Source organism: Bifidobacterium pseudolongum subsp. globosum (genome assembly GCF_000741295.1).
In the GTDB taxonomy this organism is placed as follows: Bacteria; Actinomycetota; Actinomycetes; order Actinomycetales; family Bifidobacteriaceae; genus Bifidobacterium; species Bifidobacterium globosum.
Genome location: NZ_JGZG01000009.1, coordinates 1 through 16,051, shown reverse-complemented (window position 1 = coordinate 16,051; position 16,051 = coordinate 1). Strand labels below are relative to the sequence as shown.

Annotated in this window: 12 protein-coding genes; 8 read left to right on the top strand and 4 right to left on the bottom strand. The window is 63.9% G+C overall.

Annotation, left to right across the window (positions count from 1 at the left end; translation table 11 throughout):
- Positions 1 to 6: 6 nt before the first annotated feature.
- From recF to BPSG_RS06470, 5 genes are all read left to right on the top strand, one after another.
- Positions 7 to 1,155, top strand: a complete 1,149-nt coding sequence (gene recF, locus BPSG_RS06490; protein WP_033502326.1) for a DNA replication/repair protein RecF — start codon at positions 7 to 9, stop codon at positions 1,153 to 1,155.
- Positions 1,152 to 1,658: a DciA family protein gene (locus BPSG_RS06485; RefSeq protein WP_026643888.1), complete on the top strand. Its 507-nt coding sequence runs from the start codon at positions 1,152 to 1,154 to the stop codon at positions 1,656 to 1,658. The genes recF and BPSG_RS06485 overlap by 4 nt, the downstream gene beginning before the upstream one ends.
- 200 nt (positions 1,659 to 1,858) lie before the next feature.
- On the top strand, positions 1,859 to 3,922 hold the full coding sequence (gene gyrB / locus BPSG_RS06480; protein WP_051592080.1) for a DNA topoisomerase (ATP-hydrolyzing) subunit B: 2,064 nt from the start codon (positions 1,859 to 1,861) through the stop codon (positions 3,920 to 3,922).
- Between the two features lie 47 nt (positions 3,923 to 3,969).
- On the top strand, positions 3,970 to 6,735 hold the full coding sequence (gene gyrA / locus BPSG_RS06475) for a DNA gyrase subunit A (protein ID WP_026643886.1): 2,766 nt from the start codon (positions 3,970 to 3,972) through the stop codon (positions 6,733 to 6,735).
- Between the two features lie 128 nt (positions 6,736 to 6,863).
- Entirely contained in the window at positions 6,864 to 7,364 is a 501-nt protein-coding gene (locus tag BPSG_RS06470) for a DUF3566 domain-containing protein (protein ID WP_051592079.1), read from the top strand.
- Positions 7,365 to 7,732: 368 nt separating this feature from the next.
- Here BPSG_RS06470 and BPSG_RS06465 read toward each other — a convergent pair whose 3' ends face one another.
- Complete coding sequence (locus BPSG_RS06465) at positions 7,733 to 8,743, bottom strand: hypothetical protein (protein ID WP_157928608.1); 1,011 nt, start codon at positions 8,741 to 8,743, stop codon at positions 7,733 to 7,735.
- A 153-nt stretch (positions 8,744 to 8,896) separates the two neighbouring features.
- Between BPSG_RS06465 and BPSG_RS06460 the strand changes: the two genes are divergently transcribed.
- Positions 8,897 to 9,988 (top strand): VanZ family protein, encoded by a 1,092-nt coding sequence (locus BPSG_RS06460; protein ID WP_157928607.1) that lies wholly within the window; start codon positions 8,897 to 8,899, stop codon positions 9,986 to 9,988.
- Here BPSG_RS06460 and trhA read toward each other — a convergent pair.
- The 3 genes from trhA to BPSG_RS06445 form a co-directional block, all read right to left on the bottom strand.
- The gene (gene trhA, locus BPSG_RS06455; protein ID WP_051592074.1) at positions 9,963 to 10,775 is read right to left on the bottom strand and encodes a PAQR family membrane homeostasis protein TrhA; all 813 of its coding nucleotides are present in this window, start codon (positions 10,773 to 10,775) and stop codon (positions 9,963 to 9,965) included. The genes BPSG_RS06460 and trhA overlap by 26 nt on opposite strands.
- A gap of 109 nt (positions 10,776 to 10,884) precedes the next feature.
- The gene (gene gdhA / locus BPSG_RS06450; RefSeq protein WP_026643882.1) at positions 10,885 to 12,231 is read right to left on the bottom strand and encodes an NADP-specific glutamate dehydrogenase; all 1,347 of its coding nucleotides are present in this window, start codon (positions 12,229 to 12,231) and stop codon (positions 10,885 to 10,887) included.
- 132 nt (positions 12,232 to 12,363) lie between these two features.
- On the bottom strand, positions 12,364 to 13,644 hold the full coding sequence (locus tag BPSG_RS06445; protein WP_080699266.1) for an MFS transporter: 1,281 nt from the start codon (positions 13,642 to 13,644) through the stop codon (positions 12,364 to 12,366).
- 275 nt (positions 13,645 to 13,919) lie between these two features.
- Here BPSG_RS06445 and mscL point away from each other — a divergent pair, with 275 nt between their 5' ends.
- Together mscL and BPSG_RS08475 are read left to right on the top strand one after the other, a co-directional pair.
- Positions 13,920 to 14,426: a large conductance mechanosensitive channel protein MscL gene (mscL, locus tag BPSG_RS06440; RefSeq protein WP_026643880.1), complete on the top strand. Its 507-nt coding sequence runs from the start codon at positions 13,920 to 13,922 to the stop codon at positions 14,424 to 14,426.
- Positions 14,427 to 14,770: 344 nt separating this feature from the next.
- Positions 14,771 to 15,865, top strand: a complete 1,095-nt coding sequence (locus BPSG_RS08475; protein ID WP_155266379.1) for an IS1249 family transposase — start codon at positions 14,771 to 14,773, stop codon at positions 15,863 to 15,865.
- Positions 15,866 to 16,051 lie beyond the last annotated feature (186 nt).

Below are 16,051 nucleotides of genomic sequence, written 5' to 3'. Positions count from 1 at the left end.
CGCATCATGGTTGTTTCGCGCTTGGCGCTCGACCACTTCCGGTCATGGGATCATTGCCTGCTCGACCTGGCCTCCGGCGTCACCATCCTGCAGGGGGCCAACGGCTTGGGCAAGACCAACATCGTGGAGGCGCTCGAAGTGCTCGCCACCGGGTCGAGCCACCGCGCCACGTCGTCGCTGCCGCTCGTGCAGCGCGGCCACACGCAGGCCACGATCCGCGCGAACGTCAGCGACGAACCGGATGAGCCGCCCACCACAATCGAGGCCACGATCCGCGCGAAAGGCGCCAACCGCGCACGCATCAACGGCGGACCGTCTCGCTACATGCGCGACATCGCCGGCATGATCCCGCTCGTCGCGTTCACGCCGGACGACCAGCGGCTCGTGGCGGGCGATCCGGGCGCGCGCAGGCAGTTCATGAACCAGACCGCGTCGATGCTCATGCGCGGCTACGCGGACCAGCTGCAGCGCTTCACGCACGTCGCCAAACAGCGCGCGGCCCTGCTCAAACAGCTCGGCGCGGCCGAACGCGGCTTCGACACCTACCGCGACACCGCGCTGACCGGTCTGGAGATCTGGACCGGCCAATACATCGAACTCGGCCTGCAGATCACGCGTGCGCGCATCGACCTCGTGGAGCGCCTGCAGCGGCCCTTCGCGGACCTCGTGGCACGGCTTTCGGGCGCCGGCGAACAGGCGTCGCTGCTGTATGAGCCGTCGTTCGCCGAAGTCCTCGACGGCGACGATCCGGCGGCGCGGATCAGCCAGCACTTCCAACGGCTGTATGCGGGCGAAGTGGCGCGCGGGCAGAACCTGATCGGCCCGCAGCGCGACGAGCTCATGGTGCAGCTCAACGGCATGCCCGCGCGCGAATTCGCGTCGAACGGCGAGATGTGGACGCTCGGCCTGGCGCTCAAAATGGCCGTCTACGAGCTGCTCAATCAGGAATACGGCACGCAGCCCGTGGTGATCCTCGACGACGTGTTCGCCCAACTCGACGAAACTCGGCGCGCGCAGATCCTCGAATTCGCGCAGGCCCAGCGGCAGGTGATCATCACCGTGGCCGCAGCTTCCGACATTCCGCCGATCGCCGGCGCGCACGTGATCGACGTGCACGATCTGCGCGCCCGCATGGAGCACGGGGAGGATACATGATCCGCGAACCAGTGGTGGTGGCGCTCCACCTTGACGAACGCAAACTCGGCGCGCAGGAGTTCAAGCGGCTGAGCGACCGCGCCGGGCTGATCCGCGAACGGCGCATCAAGCGCGAGCAGGCGCGCGAGAACTTCGGCAAACCGGGGCGTGACGTGCGCGGTTTCGGTGGTGTGATGTCCGGATTCCTGCAGCGTGCCGGCTGGCTCCCCCACATGCAGATTGCCGCGCTGACCGAGGACTGGGCGTCGATCGTGGGCGATGTGCTCGCCGCGCACACACGCGTGGAGCGGCTCGCCGACGGCGTGCTCACGATCAGCACGGAATCGCCCGCATGGACCCAGCAGGTGCAGTTCCTGCGCCCGCAGATCCTCGAGAAAGTGCGCAAAACGCTCACCGGGCTGACCGTGGACGACGTGCGCGTGGTGGGGCCGCAGGCGCATGGGCCGGGCATGCGCAAACGGTTGTACGTACAACACAATATGAGGCCGCCGCGCGAGCGTTGATGCGGCGATGATCCGCGTGAAAATCCGCAGCGAGCCCGCTGTGCGGAGACGTCCCTATGCGCAAGTAGAATACTTAGTAGACTACCTAAACGCCTAGAAGGGCGTTTTATTTGTGTTCTAGGGCATATCGCCCTGCGCATAACCCTTCACGGCGAACGCAGAAAGGAATCTCTGTGACAGATCTTGCGGACGATTCGAAGATGGAATCCCCCGAGTCCGGCGATCCAGCCAACGACCAGCTGACCGAAGCGCAGCTCGACGATACCCTCTCGCCCGACCATTACGACGCGAGCGATCTGCGCGTGCTCGAAGGCCTTGAGGCAGTGCGCATCCGCCCGGGCATGTACATCGGCTCCACCGGCCCGCGCGGCCTGCACCACCTGGTGTATGAGATCGTCGACAATTCGGTCGACGAGGCGCTCGCCGGCTACGCCTCGCACATCGAGGTGACGATTCTGCCCGACAACGGCATCCGCGTCGTCGACGACGGCCGTGGCATCCCGGTCGACGAAGTGCCGGGCGAAGGCGTCTCCGGCGTGGAGACGGTCATGACGAAGCTGCATGCCGGCGGCAAGTTCGGCGGCGGCGGTTACGCGGTCTCTGGCGGCCTGCATGGCGTGGGCATCTCCGTCGTCAACGCGCTCTCGACGCGCGTCGACATCGAAGTGCGCCGCCAGGGCTATTACTGGACGCAGACCTACGTGAACCAGCACCCCACCGCGCCGCTCAAGCAGGGCCGTGCGATGCGCGACGACGAGACGACCGGCACCTCGGTCACGTTCTGGCCCGACCCGAAGATCTTCGAGACCACGATCTACGACTTCGAGACGCTGCGCAGCCGCTTCCAGCAGATGGCGTTCCTGAACAAGGGCCTCAAGATCACGCTCACCGACATGCGCGAAACCGAGGTGCAGGGCGACGAGGTGACCGGCGACGGCGACAACGCCGCCGAGGAGCTGCACCAGACCGTCACGTACCAGTACGCGAACGGCATCAAGGACTACGTGGACTACATGGTCAAGCTGCGCAAGGCCACGCCGATCGAGCCCGATGTGATCGACATCGAGTCGGAGGACCTGCAGATCGGCATCTCCGTCGAAATCGCCATGCAGTGGACCACCGCGTACTCCGAGTCCGTGCACACCTTCGCGAACACGATCTCCACGACCGAAGGCGGCACGCACGAAGAGGGCTTCCGCGCGGCGCTCACGAGCATGGTGAACCGCTACGCGCGCGACAAGAACATCCTCAAAGAGAAGGATGACAACCTTTCCGGCGACGACGTGCGCGAAGGCCTGACCGCGGTCATCTCGGTGAAGCTGACGAACCCGCAGTTCGAAGGTCAGACGAAGACGAAGCTCGGCAACTCCGAGGCGAAGACCTTCGTGCAGCGCGTGATGAACGAGAAGCTCGGCGACTGGTTCGATGCGCACCCCACCGAGGCGAAGAACATCATCCAGAAGGCCATCGAGGCCTCACGCGCGCGCATCGCCGCCAAGAAGGCGCGCGAGAACACGCGCCGCAAGTCGATCTTCGAATCCGCCGGCATGCCCGACAAGCTCAAGGACTGCCAGTCGAACGACCCGAGCGAGTGCGAGCTGTTCATCGTCGAGGGCGATTCGGCAGGCGGCTCGGCCATTCAGGGCCGCAACCCGATCACGCAGGCGATCCTGCCGTTGCGCGGCAAGATCCTCAACACCGAGCGCGCGAGCCTCGACCGCATGATGAAGTCGGACACGATCGAGTCGCTCATCACCGCGATCGGCGGCGGCTACGGCGAGGACTTCGACATCGACAAGGTGCGCTACCACAAGGTCATCATCATGGCCGACGCCGACGTGGACGGCGCGCACATCGCCACGCTGAACCTGACGCTGTTCTTCCGGTACATGCGCCCCATGATCAACGCGGGGTACGTGTATGTGGCCATGCCGCCGCTGTACCGCCTCAAGTGGACCAAGGGCCCGCACGACTTCGTGTACACCGACGCCGAGCGCGACCGTGTGCTCGCCGAAGGCAAGGCAAACGGCCGCACGCTGCCGAAGGGCGAAGGCATCCAGCGCTACAAGGGCCTGGGCGAGATGAGCTATCAGGAACTGTGGGAGACCACGATGGACCCGGCCAACCGCGTGCTCAAGCAGGTGCACATCGAAGACGCACTGCAGGCCGACGAGACGTTCTCGATGCTCATGGGCGACGAGGTGGAGCCTCGCCGCCTGTTCATCCAGCGCAACGCGCACAACGCCCGCTGGATCGACGCCTGACGCGCGGTTTTTGGAATGTGAACGGAACACTAGGTTAAGGACTTCAATTGGCAGACGAACCCACCAACACCGGCGCGGACGGCGCCGACGACGAGAACGCGCTGCACGCCGGCGCACTCGAACCGCTCAGCCCGCAAGAAGCGGACAACACCGACTACGGCCTGCTCAAGGGCAACCGCGTGCAGCCCGTGGACCTGCAGGAAGAGATGCGCCAGTCGTATCTTTCGTACGCGCTTTCCGTGATTGTGGAACGCGCGCTGCCCGACGTGCGCGACGGCATGAAGCCGGTGCACCGCCGCGTGGTCTATGCGATGTACGACGGCGGCTACCGCCCCGACCGCGGCTACAACAAGTGCTCGCGCGTCGTGGGCGACGTGATGGGCAAGTATCACCCGCACGGCGATTCCGCGATCTACGACACCTTGGTGCGCATGGCGCAGGATTGGTCGATGCGCTACCTGCTCGTGGACGGCCAGGGCAACTTCGGCTCCCCCGGCGACGACCCGGCCGCCGCCATGCGTTACACCGAATGCCGCATGGCTCCGCTCGCGATGGAACTCGTGCGCGACATCGACAAAGACACCGTCGATTTTGTGCCGAACTACGACGGCAAGACGCAGGAGCCCACCGTACTGCCCGCGCGCTTCCCGAACCTGCTCGTCAACGGGTCGTCCGGCATCGCGGTCGGCATGGCCACGAACATCCCGCCGCACAACATGCGTGAAGTCGCCGACGGCGTGCATTGGGCGCTCGACCACCCCGAAGCCACGCGCGAGGAACTGCTTGACGCACTGATCGAGCGCATCAAGGGCCCTGACTTCCCCACCGGCGCCACAATCCTCGGCCACAAGGGCATCGAGCAGGCGTACCGCACGGGCCGTGGCCTCATCACGATGCGCGCGGTCGTCAATACTGAAGAGATCAAGGGGCGCATGTGCCTCGTGGTCACGGAACTGCCGTACCAGGTGAATCCGGACCGCCTCGTCGTCTCGATCCGCGAGGCTGTGCGCGACGGCAAGATCCAGGGCATCGCCGACATGCGCGACGAGACGTCGGGCCGCACCGGCCAGCGCCTCGTGCTCGTGCTGAAGCGCGACGCCGTGCCGAAGGTCGTGCTCAACAACCTGTACAAGCATTCGCAACTGCAGCAAACATTCGGCGCGAACATGCTCGCACTCGTCGACGGCGTGCCACGCACGCTGAGCCTCGACGCGTTCATCCGCCACTGGGTCAGCCACCAGCTCGACGTGATCGCGCGCCGCACCGCGTACCTCAAGCGCGAGGCCGAAGAACGCGACCACATCCTGCAGGGCTACCTCAAGGCGCTCGACATGATCGACGAGGTGATCCACCTCATCCGCAGCTCGCGCACAGTGGAAGTCGCGCGCACGGGCCTCATGGACCTGCTCACGGTGGACGAGATCCAGGCCGACGCGATCCTGGCGATGCAGCTGCGCCGTCTGGCCGCGCTCGAACGCCAGAAGATTCTCGACGAACACGACGAGCTCATGCGCAGGATCACCGACTACGCCGACATCCTGGCCCGCCCGGAACGCCAGCGCAAGATCGTGGGCGACGAGCTCGACGAGATCGTGGCCAAGTACGGCGACGACCGCCGCACGCGCATCCTGCCGTTCTCCGGCGAGATGAACGTGGAGGACCTGATCGCCGAGGAGAACGTGGTGGTCACAGTCACGCACGCCGGGTTCATCAAGCGCACCAAGGCCGACGAATACCGCGCACAGCACCGCGGCGGCAAGGGCATCAAGGGCGCCAAGCTGCGCGACGACGATGTGGTGGACCACTTCTTCCTGACGAGCACGCACAACTGGCTGCTCTTCTTCACCAACAAGGGCCGCGTGTACCGCTGCAAGGCGTACGAGCTGCCCGAGGGCTCACGCGATTCGAAGGGGCAACATGTGGCGAACCTGCTGCAGTTCGCGCCCGACGAGACGATTCAGGCCGTGCTGGCGATCCCGAACTACGAGGTGGCGAAGTACCTCGTGCTCGCCACGCGTTCCGGCAAGGTCAAGAAGACGCGCCTGAGCGAATACGATTCGCCGCGCCAGGGCGGCCTGATCGCCGTGCGCCTCATGACCGACGAGAACGGCGAGACGGTCGACGAACTGATCGGCGCCAACCTGTGCAACGCCGAGGACGACATCATCCTCGTCTCCAAGCACGGCATGAGCCTCAAGTTCCGCGCCGACGACGAGCAGCTGCGTCCGATGGGCCGCCAGACCGCCGGCGTGCAGGGCATGAAGTTCCGTGACGGCGACGAACTGCTGGCGATGGACGTGGTGTGGGGCGACAGCGACAAGGACCTGTTCGTGGTCACGAACGAAGGCTTCGCCAAGCGCACCGCGCTGAGCGAATACCGACTGCAGGGCCGCAACGGCTTCGGCGTCAAGGCCGTGCAGCTCGTGGAAGGCCGTGGATTCCTTGTGGGCGCCCTTGTAGTCTCCGAAGAGGACCAGGTGATGGCGATCATGACGTCCGGCAAGGTCATCCGCGCCAATGTGAACGAAGTCAAGCGCACCGGCCGCACCACGCAGGGCGTGACTTTCGCGAAGCCAGAGAAGAACGACGAGATCATCTCGATCGCGCGCAACGCCGAAGCGGAAGACGAAGCCGACGGCGAGACGACGACGACCGAGTCCTCCGGCTCGGCCAGTTCGATCCAGCCGGCGCAGGGCGAGCCCGTGTTCGAAGTGAGCACTGAGGAGCCGGGCGGCATGCCGCTCGTCACAGAGAATTCCGAAGCGATCGAACGCACCGAGGAAAGCGGTGGCGAGGCGTCTGACGAGGCCTGAGCGGCCGTGCCACGACGTCCCCGAACGTTGGTACCCTCGACTGTGAGCCAGACCATTTCAAGGAGCAGCACATGAGCGACAATAGCGGCGGCACTCCCGGCAATACGCTGGAAAACACGACCCGTTCCATGGTGGGCGGGGCCGGCGGCCACGATGCGCATGGACCGCGCGTGGCGCGTTCCGCGTCGAACCAGCCTCTGATCGCAGACAAGGACCGCCCGGACGAAAACAAGCCCGTGCGCCCCAAGCAGCGCGGCAAGAAGCCGCATGCCCGCCGCATGAACCTTTCGCTCACGCGCGTGGACGCATGGTCGGTGGCCAAGGTCACGTTCATGCTCGCCGTGGCGGGCGCCCTCATCCAGATTATCGCGGTGGCCCTGCTGTGGTCGCTGCTCAAGGTGGTGGGTGTCTTCGACCAGGTGACGCAGATCGTCTCGTCGGCCGGCCTTGACGCCGGTGGCGTGAATCTGGCGAACGTCTTCTCGCTGCCCACCATCCTCAGTGGCGTCACGATCTTCTCGATTGCGGAAATCGTGCTGATCACAATCCTCATCACGATCTTCGCGCTCCTCTACAACGTGGTCAGCGCCCTCGTCGGCGGCGTGCACATCACGCTCGGCGACGACTGATTCGTTCCATCCGGAAAAAGCGCGGGTCTCCCCGCGCTTTTTCCATATCCTGCGTGGCTGTGGCTGCGCAATGTCATCTTCTTCGCTCGATAGCGTGCGAATTGTACGCAGAAAATGGGAGGTTGCGTAAAATTCTTGCGCTTGCATAAGGATTAGCGTGCGAATTGTACGCGTTTTAGAGTCATCTGCGTAAAATTCTTGCGCTACAAGACCTGATTGCGTGCGAATTGTACGCAGGCTCTTGTTCTCTGCGTACAATTCGCACGCAAATCGGTGGTGTTGGTGGTCGAGTGGTGTCTGTGGGAAGTTGCTGGTTGCCGTGGTCGGTGGTCAGGCTATTGGCGGCTGTTGGTTGTTGTCAGCTGACGCTACGCCTGCAGGGCCATGCGCAGCTCACCTTGCAACTCATTGGGCACACCTACCCACGGCACTCCCGCGTTGCGCAGCAACCGGTCGAAGACACGGAGATTCACCACATCTTCGTAGAAGCAGTGCACAATCGTCGTCACACCCGATCGGCGTATCGACTCATCCCGCTCCCCCTGTGTCTGCACAAGAATGCGCACATCGCGGTGCTTGGTCATCGTCGGGTCGAGGTATTTCTGCACGCCGTCGAATTCCAGAACGATCATGCGCCCGTCCGGCAGCCGCCACAGCATATCGACCCTGATCACATGCCCGGAATTGCGCAGGTCGGGGAACTCCACCTGCAGCTGCGGCTCGGCGAACCCAAGCAGTCGTATCGCCGCGCGGGCGATTGACTCTCCCCCGCTCTCGCTCTTCGGATTGCCGCAATGCAGCAGTGTGCGCAGCGCCGGCGTGAGCACACGCAACTGCCGGCAGCATTCCTCGAGCTGTTCCACAGTGGCGCCTTTGCGCAGGGCGTCGTCCACAAGCGGCAGCGCATGCATGAACGGCAGATGCGCGATGCTGACGGCCACGGTCACCGCGCCGGCGGTGACGGGAATGCCGTCGATGATCCGCGTGCCCACGTCACTCGGTAGATGGATCCTGCGCAACGGCGTGCGCGGCGAGTTGTGCTTGTGTGCGTTGCGCTGGTGGTCTGCAATCCACACGGCGCCGTCATGCGAAGAGCGTGAATGCGTGATTCCCTGCACATCAAGCGCGGAGAACCCCGTGAACCCCCAGTGCGGCTTTTTGCAGTGCAGCGCGCGCACCATGTACGCCGAACGCTCGCACTCCGTGAGTGTCTGCCAATGCGTGCGGTTCGCATAGAGCCCTTGGTACGGCGAGACGTATTCGCCGGCGGCAGTGCGCCGCGTCATCGCCGCATACGTGGACTGGTCGGTGGCGAACGCGCACCGCCGCTGCTGTTGCGCGGCGTGCATGAGCTCGCCGGCTTGGGTATGTGCTCTCATGCACGCGAGGATACGGGCGCCGAATCCAGCCGCGCAACCTGCGCAGGTGTATGTGCACCGACGCCCCCGGTTATCCACAATCCGCGCGACCGCGCGCACCCACGCTCCCCTTTGCTCAGACCGGAACCGGGCACGGCCGCTACACTGGGCTTTGTGCTTCGTTATTTGGGATTATTCAGCGATTCGTTCACGCTCGCGATCATTCTGTGGCCGTTCGCGTCCGCAGTGCTCACATTGCCGATCCTGGCCATGCTGTACCACAAGGACCACCGCTTGCGCCTCGCCGCCGGACTGTCCGCATATCTGGCGGTGCTGTACGCGCTCGGTCTGGTGGCGTTCACGCTGTACCCGATGCCGGACGATCCCGTGCGGTTCTGCGCGACGCACCACCTGCTCCCCCAGCTCGACCTGCTCAAATTCATTCAGGACGCACAGACGGGCCTGTACGGCGTGCTGCAGCTCGTGATGAACGTCGTGTTCTTCATGCCGATGGGGTTCATGCTGTGCCGCTGGGCCGGTTGGCGCTTCTGGGTTGCGCTGCCGTTTTCGTTCGGCTGTTCGGTGCTCATCGAAACGTCGCAGCTCACCGGCTTCTGGGGCCTCTACCCGTGCGCCTACCGGCAGTTCGACGTGGACGACATGCTCACCAATACGCTCGGCGCGGTGATCGGCTTCGTCATCGCCAAACTGGTCGGGCTCGTCTGGCCGAAGAAGCAGGTCGAGACGGGCGGCGTGGTGACCCGCCCCGGATTTGTGCACCGCGCCATCGCGCTCGTCATCGATGTGATTCTCATGCAGATCTGCGTGTTCACGATTTCCATCGCGTTCATGTACGCGTTCTACAAGCTCGCGGTGCCGCTCAACAACGGCCGCTTCACCATCGGCGCGTTCGAGATGGGCACCGAGCTCGTGGAGTGGGTGCCGCGCCTGCTGGCCGTGTGCGCGTTCGCCGTGTTCGAAGTGTGGGTCCCGTGGTGCCACCGCGGTCAGACGCTCGGCTGCCAATACACGCAGATGACCGTGGAGGCCGCGCCGCGCGTGGGCACATACCGCGTGGCGTTCTACGTGACGCGCACCGCGGCGCTGGGCGCATGGTACCTGCTACTTGTGGATGGCGCGAACGGGCCGTTCTGGTGGTTTACGCTCGGGCTGCTCGTGTTCTGGCTCGTCGCGAAGCGCATGCCGTGGGACATGATTCCCGCGAATGACGGGCCCGTCGCTAGCGCATCGCCAGCACGGTCATGAACAGGGCGATCACATGGCACACATACCCGCCGATCGTGCCCAAGTGAAACAGTTCGTGGAACCCGAACCACTTGGGCACGGGGTTCGGCTTGCGTAGCGCGAAACAGACAGCGCCGGCGATGTAGCACGCGCCGCCCGCGATCACGAGAATCGTGGGGACCGGGCCGATGTATGGCGATTTCCAGAACAGGTGGATGATCGTGATCGGCGCGAGCCCCAGCACGATGTACACGATCGTGAACAGCCAGTCCAAGCCCACCGGGTAGACGAGGTGCACGAGCGTACCGACAATCGCCGTGATCCATATGATGCCGATGTACGTCCAGCACACCGGCCAGTTGTCGAGCGCGAACAGGAACGGCGTGCATGTGCCGGCGATCACGAGGAAGATGTTCGAATAGTCGATGCGGCACAGCACCTCGTCCACAAGCCGCGGGAAATGCCCGTGCCCCAAGTGCAGGGCGGCGCTCACGCCGAACAGCAGCATGATCGTGGCACCGTAGATGCTCACACCGGCCTTCATCCACCCAGCCGGGGCGAGCACGATCAGTAGCACCGACGTAGCCACGGAGAACGGGAAGGCGATGAGGTGCAGCCAGCCGCGCAGTTTCGGTTTCTTGCGCAGCATCTTGCGCAGTGTGCGGCTCTCCTTCACCTGCTGTGTGCGCGCCTGCTGTTCGCGCAGTTTCTTCGCCGTCACCACTTTCCGTGGCTTATGCTGCCGCGTGACCGTGCCGACCATGCGCGGCTGGTGTGCATGCGGCCCCCTCGAATACACCTTTGCCATACGTCCCAGCATAAGAAAGCGCGCGGGGTGTGCGGCGGTGTTTTATCCATAAGAAAAGCGCGCCCCGGGTGGGAGCGCGCTGTTCGGATCCGACAGGTTCGGCCGCAGGTCAGAAGATGCCCTGCGCCACCATCGCGTCGGCCACCTTGACGAAGCCGGCCACGTTGGCGCCGAACATCAGGTCGCCTTCATGGTCGTATTCCTTGGCGGCGGCGAGCGACTCGGCCACGATGTTCTTCATGATGCCCTTGAGCTCTTCGTCCACCTTCTCGAAGGTCCAGTTCAGGCGGTAGGAGTTCTGGCTCATCTCCAGGCCGGAGACCGCCACGCCGCCCGCGTTCGCGGCCTTGGCCGGGCCGTAGAGCAGGTTGTTCTTCTGATAGATCTCAATGGCCTGCGGGGTGGACGGCATGTTTGCGCCCTCGCACACCACGGTGCAGCCGTTGTCGACGAGCGCCTGTGCGGACTCGGCGTCGATCTCGTTCTGCGTGGCGCACGGCAGCGCGATGTCGCACTTGACGGTCCACACGCCGCTGCAGCCTTCGTGGTACTCGGCGCCTTCCACACGCTCGGCGTACTCGCTGATGCGGCCGCGGTGGCCGAGCTTGATGTCCTTGACCACGTCGAGGTCGATGCCGTTCGGGTCATAGACATAGCCGTTGGAATCGGAGCAGGTCACCACCTTGGCGCCCAGTTCCGTGGCCTTTTCGATCGCGAAGATCGCCACGTTGCCGGAGCCGGAGACCACCACGGTCTTGCCTTCGAAGGAGTCGTCGCGCAGCACGCGCAGCGCTTCCTGCGTGTAGTAGCACAGGCCGTAGCCGGTGGCCTCGGTGCGGGCGAGCGAGCCGCCGAACTGCAGGCCCTTGCCGGTGAGCACGCCGGTGAACTCGTTGCGCAGGCGCTTGTACTGGCCGAAGAGGTAGCCGATCTCACGGCCGCCCACGTTGATGTCGCCCGCCGGCACATCGGTGAACTGGCCGATGTGGCGCTGCAGCTCGGTCATGAACGCCTGGCAGAAGCGCATCACCTCGGCGTCGGAACGGCCCTTCGGGTTGAAGTCGGAGCCGCCCTTGCCGCCGCCCATCGGCAGGCCGGTGAGCGAGTTCTTCAGGATCTGCTCGAAGCCCAGGAACTTGATCACGCTTTCGGTGACGGTGGGGTGGAAGCGCAGGCCGCCCTTGTACGGGCCAATCGCGGAATTGAACTGCACGCGGTAGCCGCGGTTCACCTGCACGTCGCCGTTGTCGTCGACCCAAGCCACGCGGAACTTGACCAGACGCTCAGGCTCCACGAAACGCTGCAGCACGCCGGCCGCCTCGTATTCCGGGTGTTTCGCGAACACCGGTTCGATGCTTTCGAACACTTCCTGCACTGCCTGCAGGAACTCGGTCTGGTCCGGGTCGCGTTCTTCGACCTTCGCGTACACGCGCTTCACATACTCATCGGTGAGCATTGTTCCTCTTTCTGGTGTGTGTGGACAAAACAGCATCATTCTAAAGACAGCGAAAACACCCGCACAAGCACATACTCATTTTGTGGATGGTCTTTTCGCCAACGCTGTCCTTGCGCCAGCCGACTGGTCGCGTCAGATGTCTTTTCGCGCGCCGTGCATGCGGTGGAATGGGATGTAGACAGCCCATGCGAGCGGCATCGTGACGAGCAAGGCCGGGTAGAACCAGCTGATTGGCAGTCCGCCGTACAGGAAACCGCCGATGAGCGGCCCCAGGAACATGCCAAGGTCGATGCCCGCGTAATACGTGGTGTTCGCCATGCCACTGCGCGCCTTGCCCGCGATCACGACCGCCTTCGCCTGCGTGATGGAGCTCATCATGCCGTATGCGCCCACCGTCGCGATGCCCGCGAACACGATGAACCAGTTGTTCGCCATCGCGGCGAGCGAACCGAGCATGAGTACCTGGCACACCGTTCCCGTGATCATGAAGAACAGGAAGCTCTTCGTGTCGAACCAATTGCGCAGGAGGATGCGCGAGACGAGCAGCGTGAGTGCATAACACGGGAAGAACAGCGAGACGATCACGTGCGCGTGCTTCGCCGCCGCGTATTCGACGATGAACGCCTGGTTCGCGAAGTACGGGATCGCGAACAGCATGAAGATCAGTGCGAGCGGAATGACCTTCGGCTCGAAAAGCGAGTCGAGGTGGAGGCGGTGCCTGCCGCCGCCTGCATGCGCGCCCAGGCGCTCGCGCACCGGCACGCCGCCGTCCTTGATCAGCAGGACGCACACGATGATGCACGCGGCGAGCCCGGCGGCGATGAGGAACGTGTGCCGGTAGCCGATTGCGCGCGAGGCGCGGATGCCGAGGTCGGGGCCGACCGCCTGCGCGAGGGCGTTCATCGTGCCGTAGAGGCCCATGCCCGCGCCCATGCGCGAAATCGGCAGCAGCATCGACAGCCACGTGGACATGCACACGGAGATGCACGCGAAGCCGATGCCGTTGAGGATGCGCGCGCACAGCAGCCAGCCGGTGTTCGGCACGAAGTAATACCACAGGTTCGCGATGAGGAAGAGTGATGCGCCGAGGATCGCGAGCCGCCGTTTGCTCGTGCGGTCCGAAAGATTGCCTGCGATCGGGCGGCATACGAGTGAGCTGAGCGAAAGCGCGCCCGCGATGAAGCCCATGATCGCGCCGTTCGCGCCGAGCGATTGCGAGAAGCCGGCGATGATCGGCGTGCCCATCATGCTGCTCGTCATATAGAAGAATGTGCCTGCCATGATGAGCGCGATGTCGCGCGTGATGAGCCGGTCATGAGAGCGTCTGGGCCCGCCGCCTTCCGATGAATCCTTCGGTGTGATCGCGTCACGGGTCATCGGTTGCACGGCGTTTTCCTTCCTGATTTCGGGCATGGGGGATTGGTGCGCTTAGCGGCCGCGACCATTGTATGGCTGGCCCTATTGCGAGTGGGGCGTGCTGATGCCGTGAGCGAACGCATGCGGGCGGGCGATTGTTGCGCGCGTTGTGGAAAGTGCCCGGGAAAACACCTGTTTGGCCATCTGCACATGTTCGATGCGTTTATTATGGCAATACATGTTCGTTGGCCAGGCGCGTTGCTCAATACGGCAGGGGCAGGGCAGCGGGCAGCAATGCAACACCGTCGGAAACATCGAAAAGGAGTCGGAACATGTTGGACGGATTCAAGAAATTCATTGCGCGCGGCAATATGGTCGATATGGCGGTCGGCGTCGTCATGGGCGCGGCCGTCACCGGCATCGTCAACGCACTCGTCGACAGCATCATCAACCCGCTCATCGCGGCGATCTTCGGCAAGCCGGACCTGAGCAAGACCTGGAACTGGACGATCACGAACTGGGCGGGGGAGAACTCGGTCATCTCCTTCGGCTCCCTGCTCAATGCGCTGCTCAACTTCCTCATCATCGCGATCGCCGTTTACTTCTGCATCGTCGTGCCGATCAACAAGCTGCGCGATATGAGCGAAAAGGCGATGGCGAAGCTCAAGAAGGAAGGCAATGAGGATGTCGCCGCATCCGAGCCGGATCTGAGCCCGGAAGAGCAGACGGTCATCCTGCTGCAGGACATCCGCAATTCGCTCGCAGCCCAGCAAGCGGCCGCCACAGCACCAGCAACCACTGCGGCTCCTGCCGTGACCTCGACAACGGAGAACAAGTGATTGCTGCTCTGGCACTGGTGATGTGAAAACCACATGGTCGTGCGCAAGGCGTCCGGGAAACCGGGCGCCTTTTGCATGCTGTGCAAGCCATGCAATGGGTGGGCCGCATGGCTTCTGTGGTGGTTCTTCGGGCATTCTGGCTGGGAGGGGGCTTTTTCTTGGCCGGTCCCAGATATCAGGGGCTTGAATGCTCGTCTCATAGGTGGCATCGGGCAAGAAAAGCCCTCTCCCCAGCCGAGATACATGGGAATTCAAGGCGTATAGGTCAAAATGTGTTGATTAAGTTGGCGGTTATCCGTTGCGGCGGCAAGCGTGTCGGGGTGTTATTTACGGTTTTCCCGTAAATGACAGCGTTTCGTGCCGGTCCGGGCCGTTGGATTGTGGCCATGAGAACACGATTGAAACGGGCCCGCAAATGCCCCATCTGCAACCGGCCGATGCGCAAGAACGGGCACGACCGAAACGGCCGGCAACGCTGGCAATGCGACGCCTGCAACGCAACGACGGCCGCCACCGTCGCGTCAAGAAGCCACGCGTCCACACTGCGCGCCTTTCTGGACCGGCTGCTCGAGGCCGCCCCGCAGCGCCGGCTGGATTGCGATGCGCGCACCTTCCGGCGACGCAGCGCATGGTGCTGGCAACTCGAACCTCGCATCGAACCCGACGGCGTGGTGCACCGCGTGGTCATGGCCGACGGCACCTGGGTGAACGGCTGGTGCCTGCTGGCCGCGGTCGACGGGCAAAACGGCGAAGTGCTCGCCTGGCAGTGGTGCAACCGCGAGAGCACCGCCGCCTACCGGGCCCTGTTCGAACAAATCGCGCCGCCCGACGTGCTCGTATGCGACGGCATGAAAGGCATCCTCAAGGCATGCGCGCAAATCTGGCCGAACACCCGGGTCCAACGCTGCCTGATCCACGTGCAACGCGACACCAGGGCCGACCCGACCTCCAAACCACGCCTGCAGGCCGGCAGGGAACTCAAGAAACTCGCTGATATGCTCACCCGCATCCACGACGCCGAAGCCGCCACCGGATGGGGCGAAGCACCCGACGCGTGGCACGAACGCTGGAAGCGCATGCTGGCCGAACGCACCTACGCCAAGGACAACCCTGACGACCCCAGGGCCGCCACCTCCAAGGGCGGATGGTGGTGGACCCACCTGCCGTTGCGCCGTGCCTACTTCAGGCTTGAACGCCTCTTCCAAGACGGCACGCTGTTCTGTTTCCTTGAACCCGGACCCACAGCCCTCGGCCCCATGCCGCGTGACAGCAACCGGATCGAAGGCGGCCTCAACGCCGCGCCCGAACGCATGCTGCTCAACCACCGCGGCATGTGTTTTGCTTCAATGTCTTTTCAGCAGGCTCATCAGTATTTTTCCGCAGTGTGGGCGGATGGTTTTCCCCGGTCTCGTCATCATGCAGTCAGTGATGTGAGATGAGGAAAGGCACCGGTTCGCACTGCCTGTAGATTCCCGGGTTGCAACGACGTTTTCCGGTCCGGTGGCTGCCGGACCCTTCTCGGGAAGGAAAGGACAGTGGCGATTCCGATGCCCATCCAGCAAGATATCAGAAGACTCGACCGTCAGGGAGTGTCCCGAACCCGGATCGCGAAGCGTCTGGGCGTG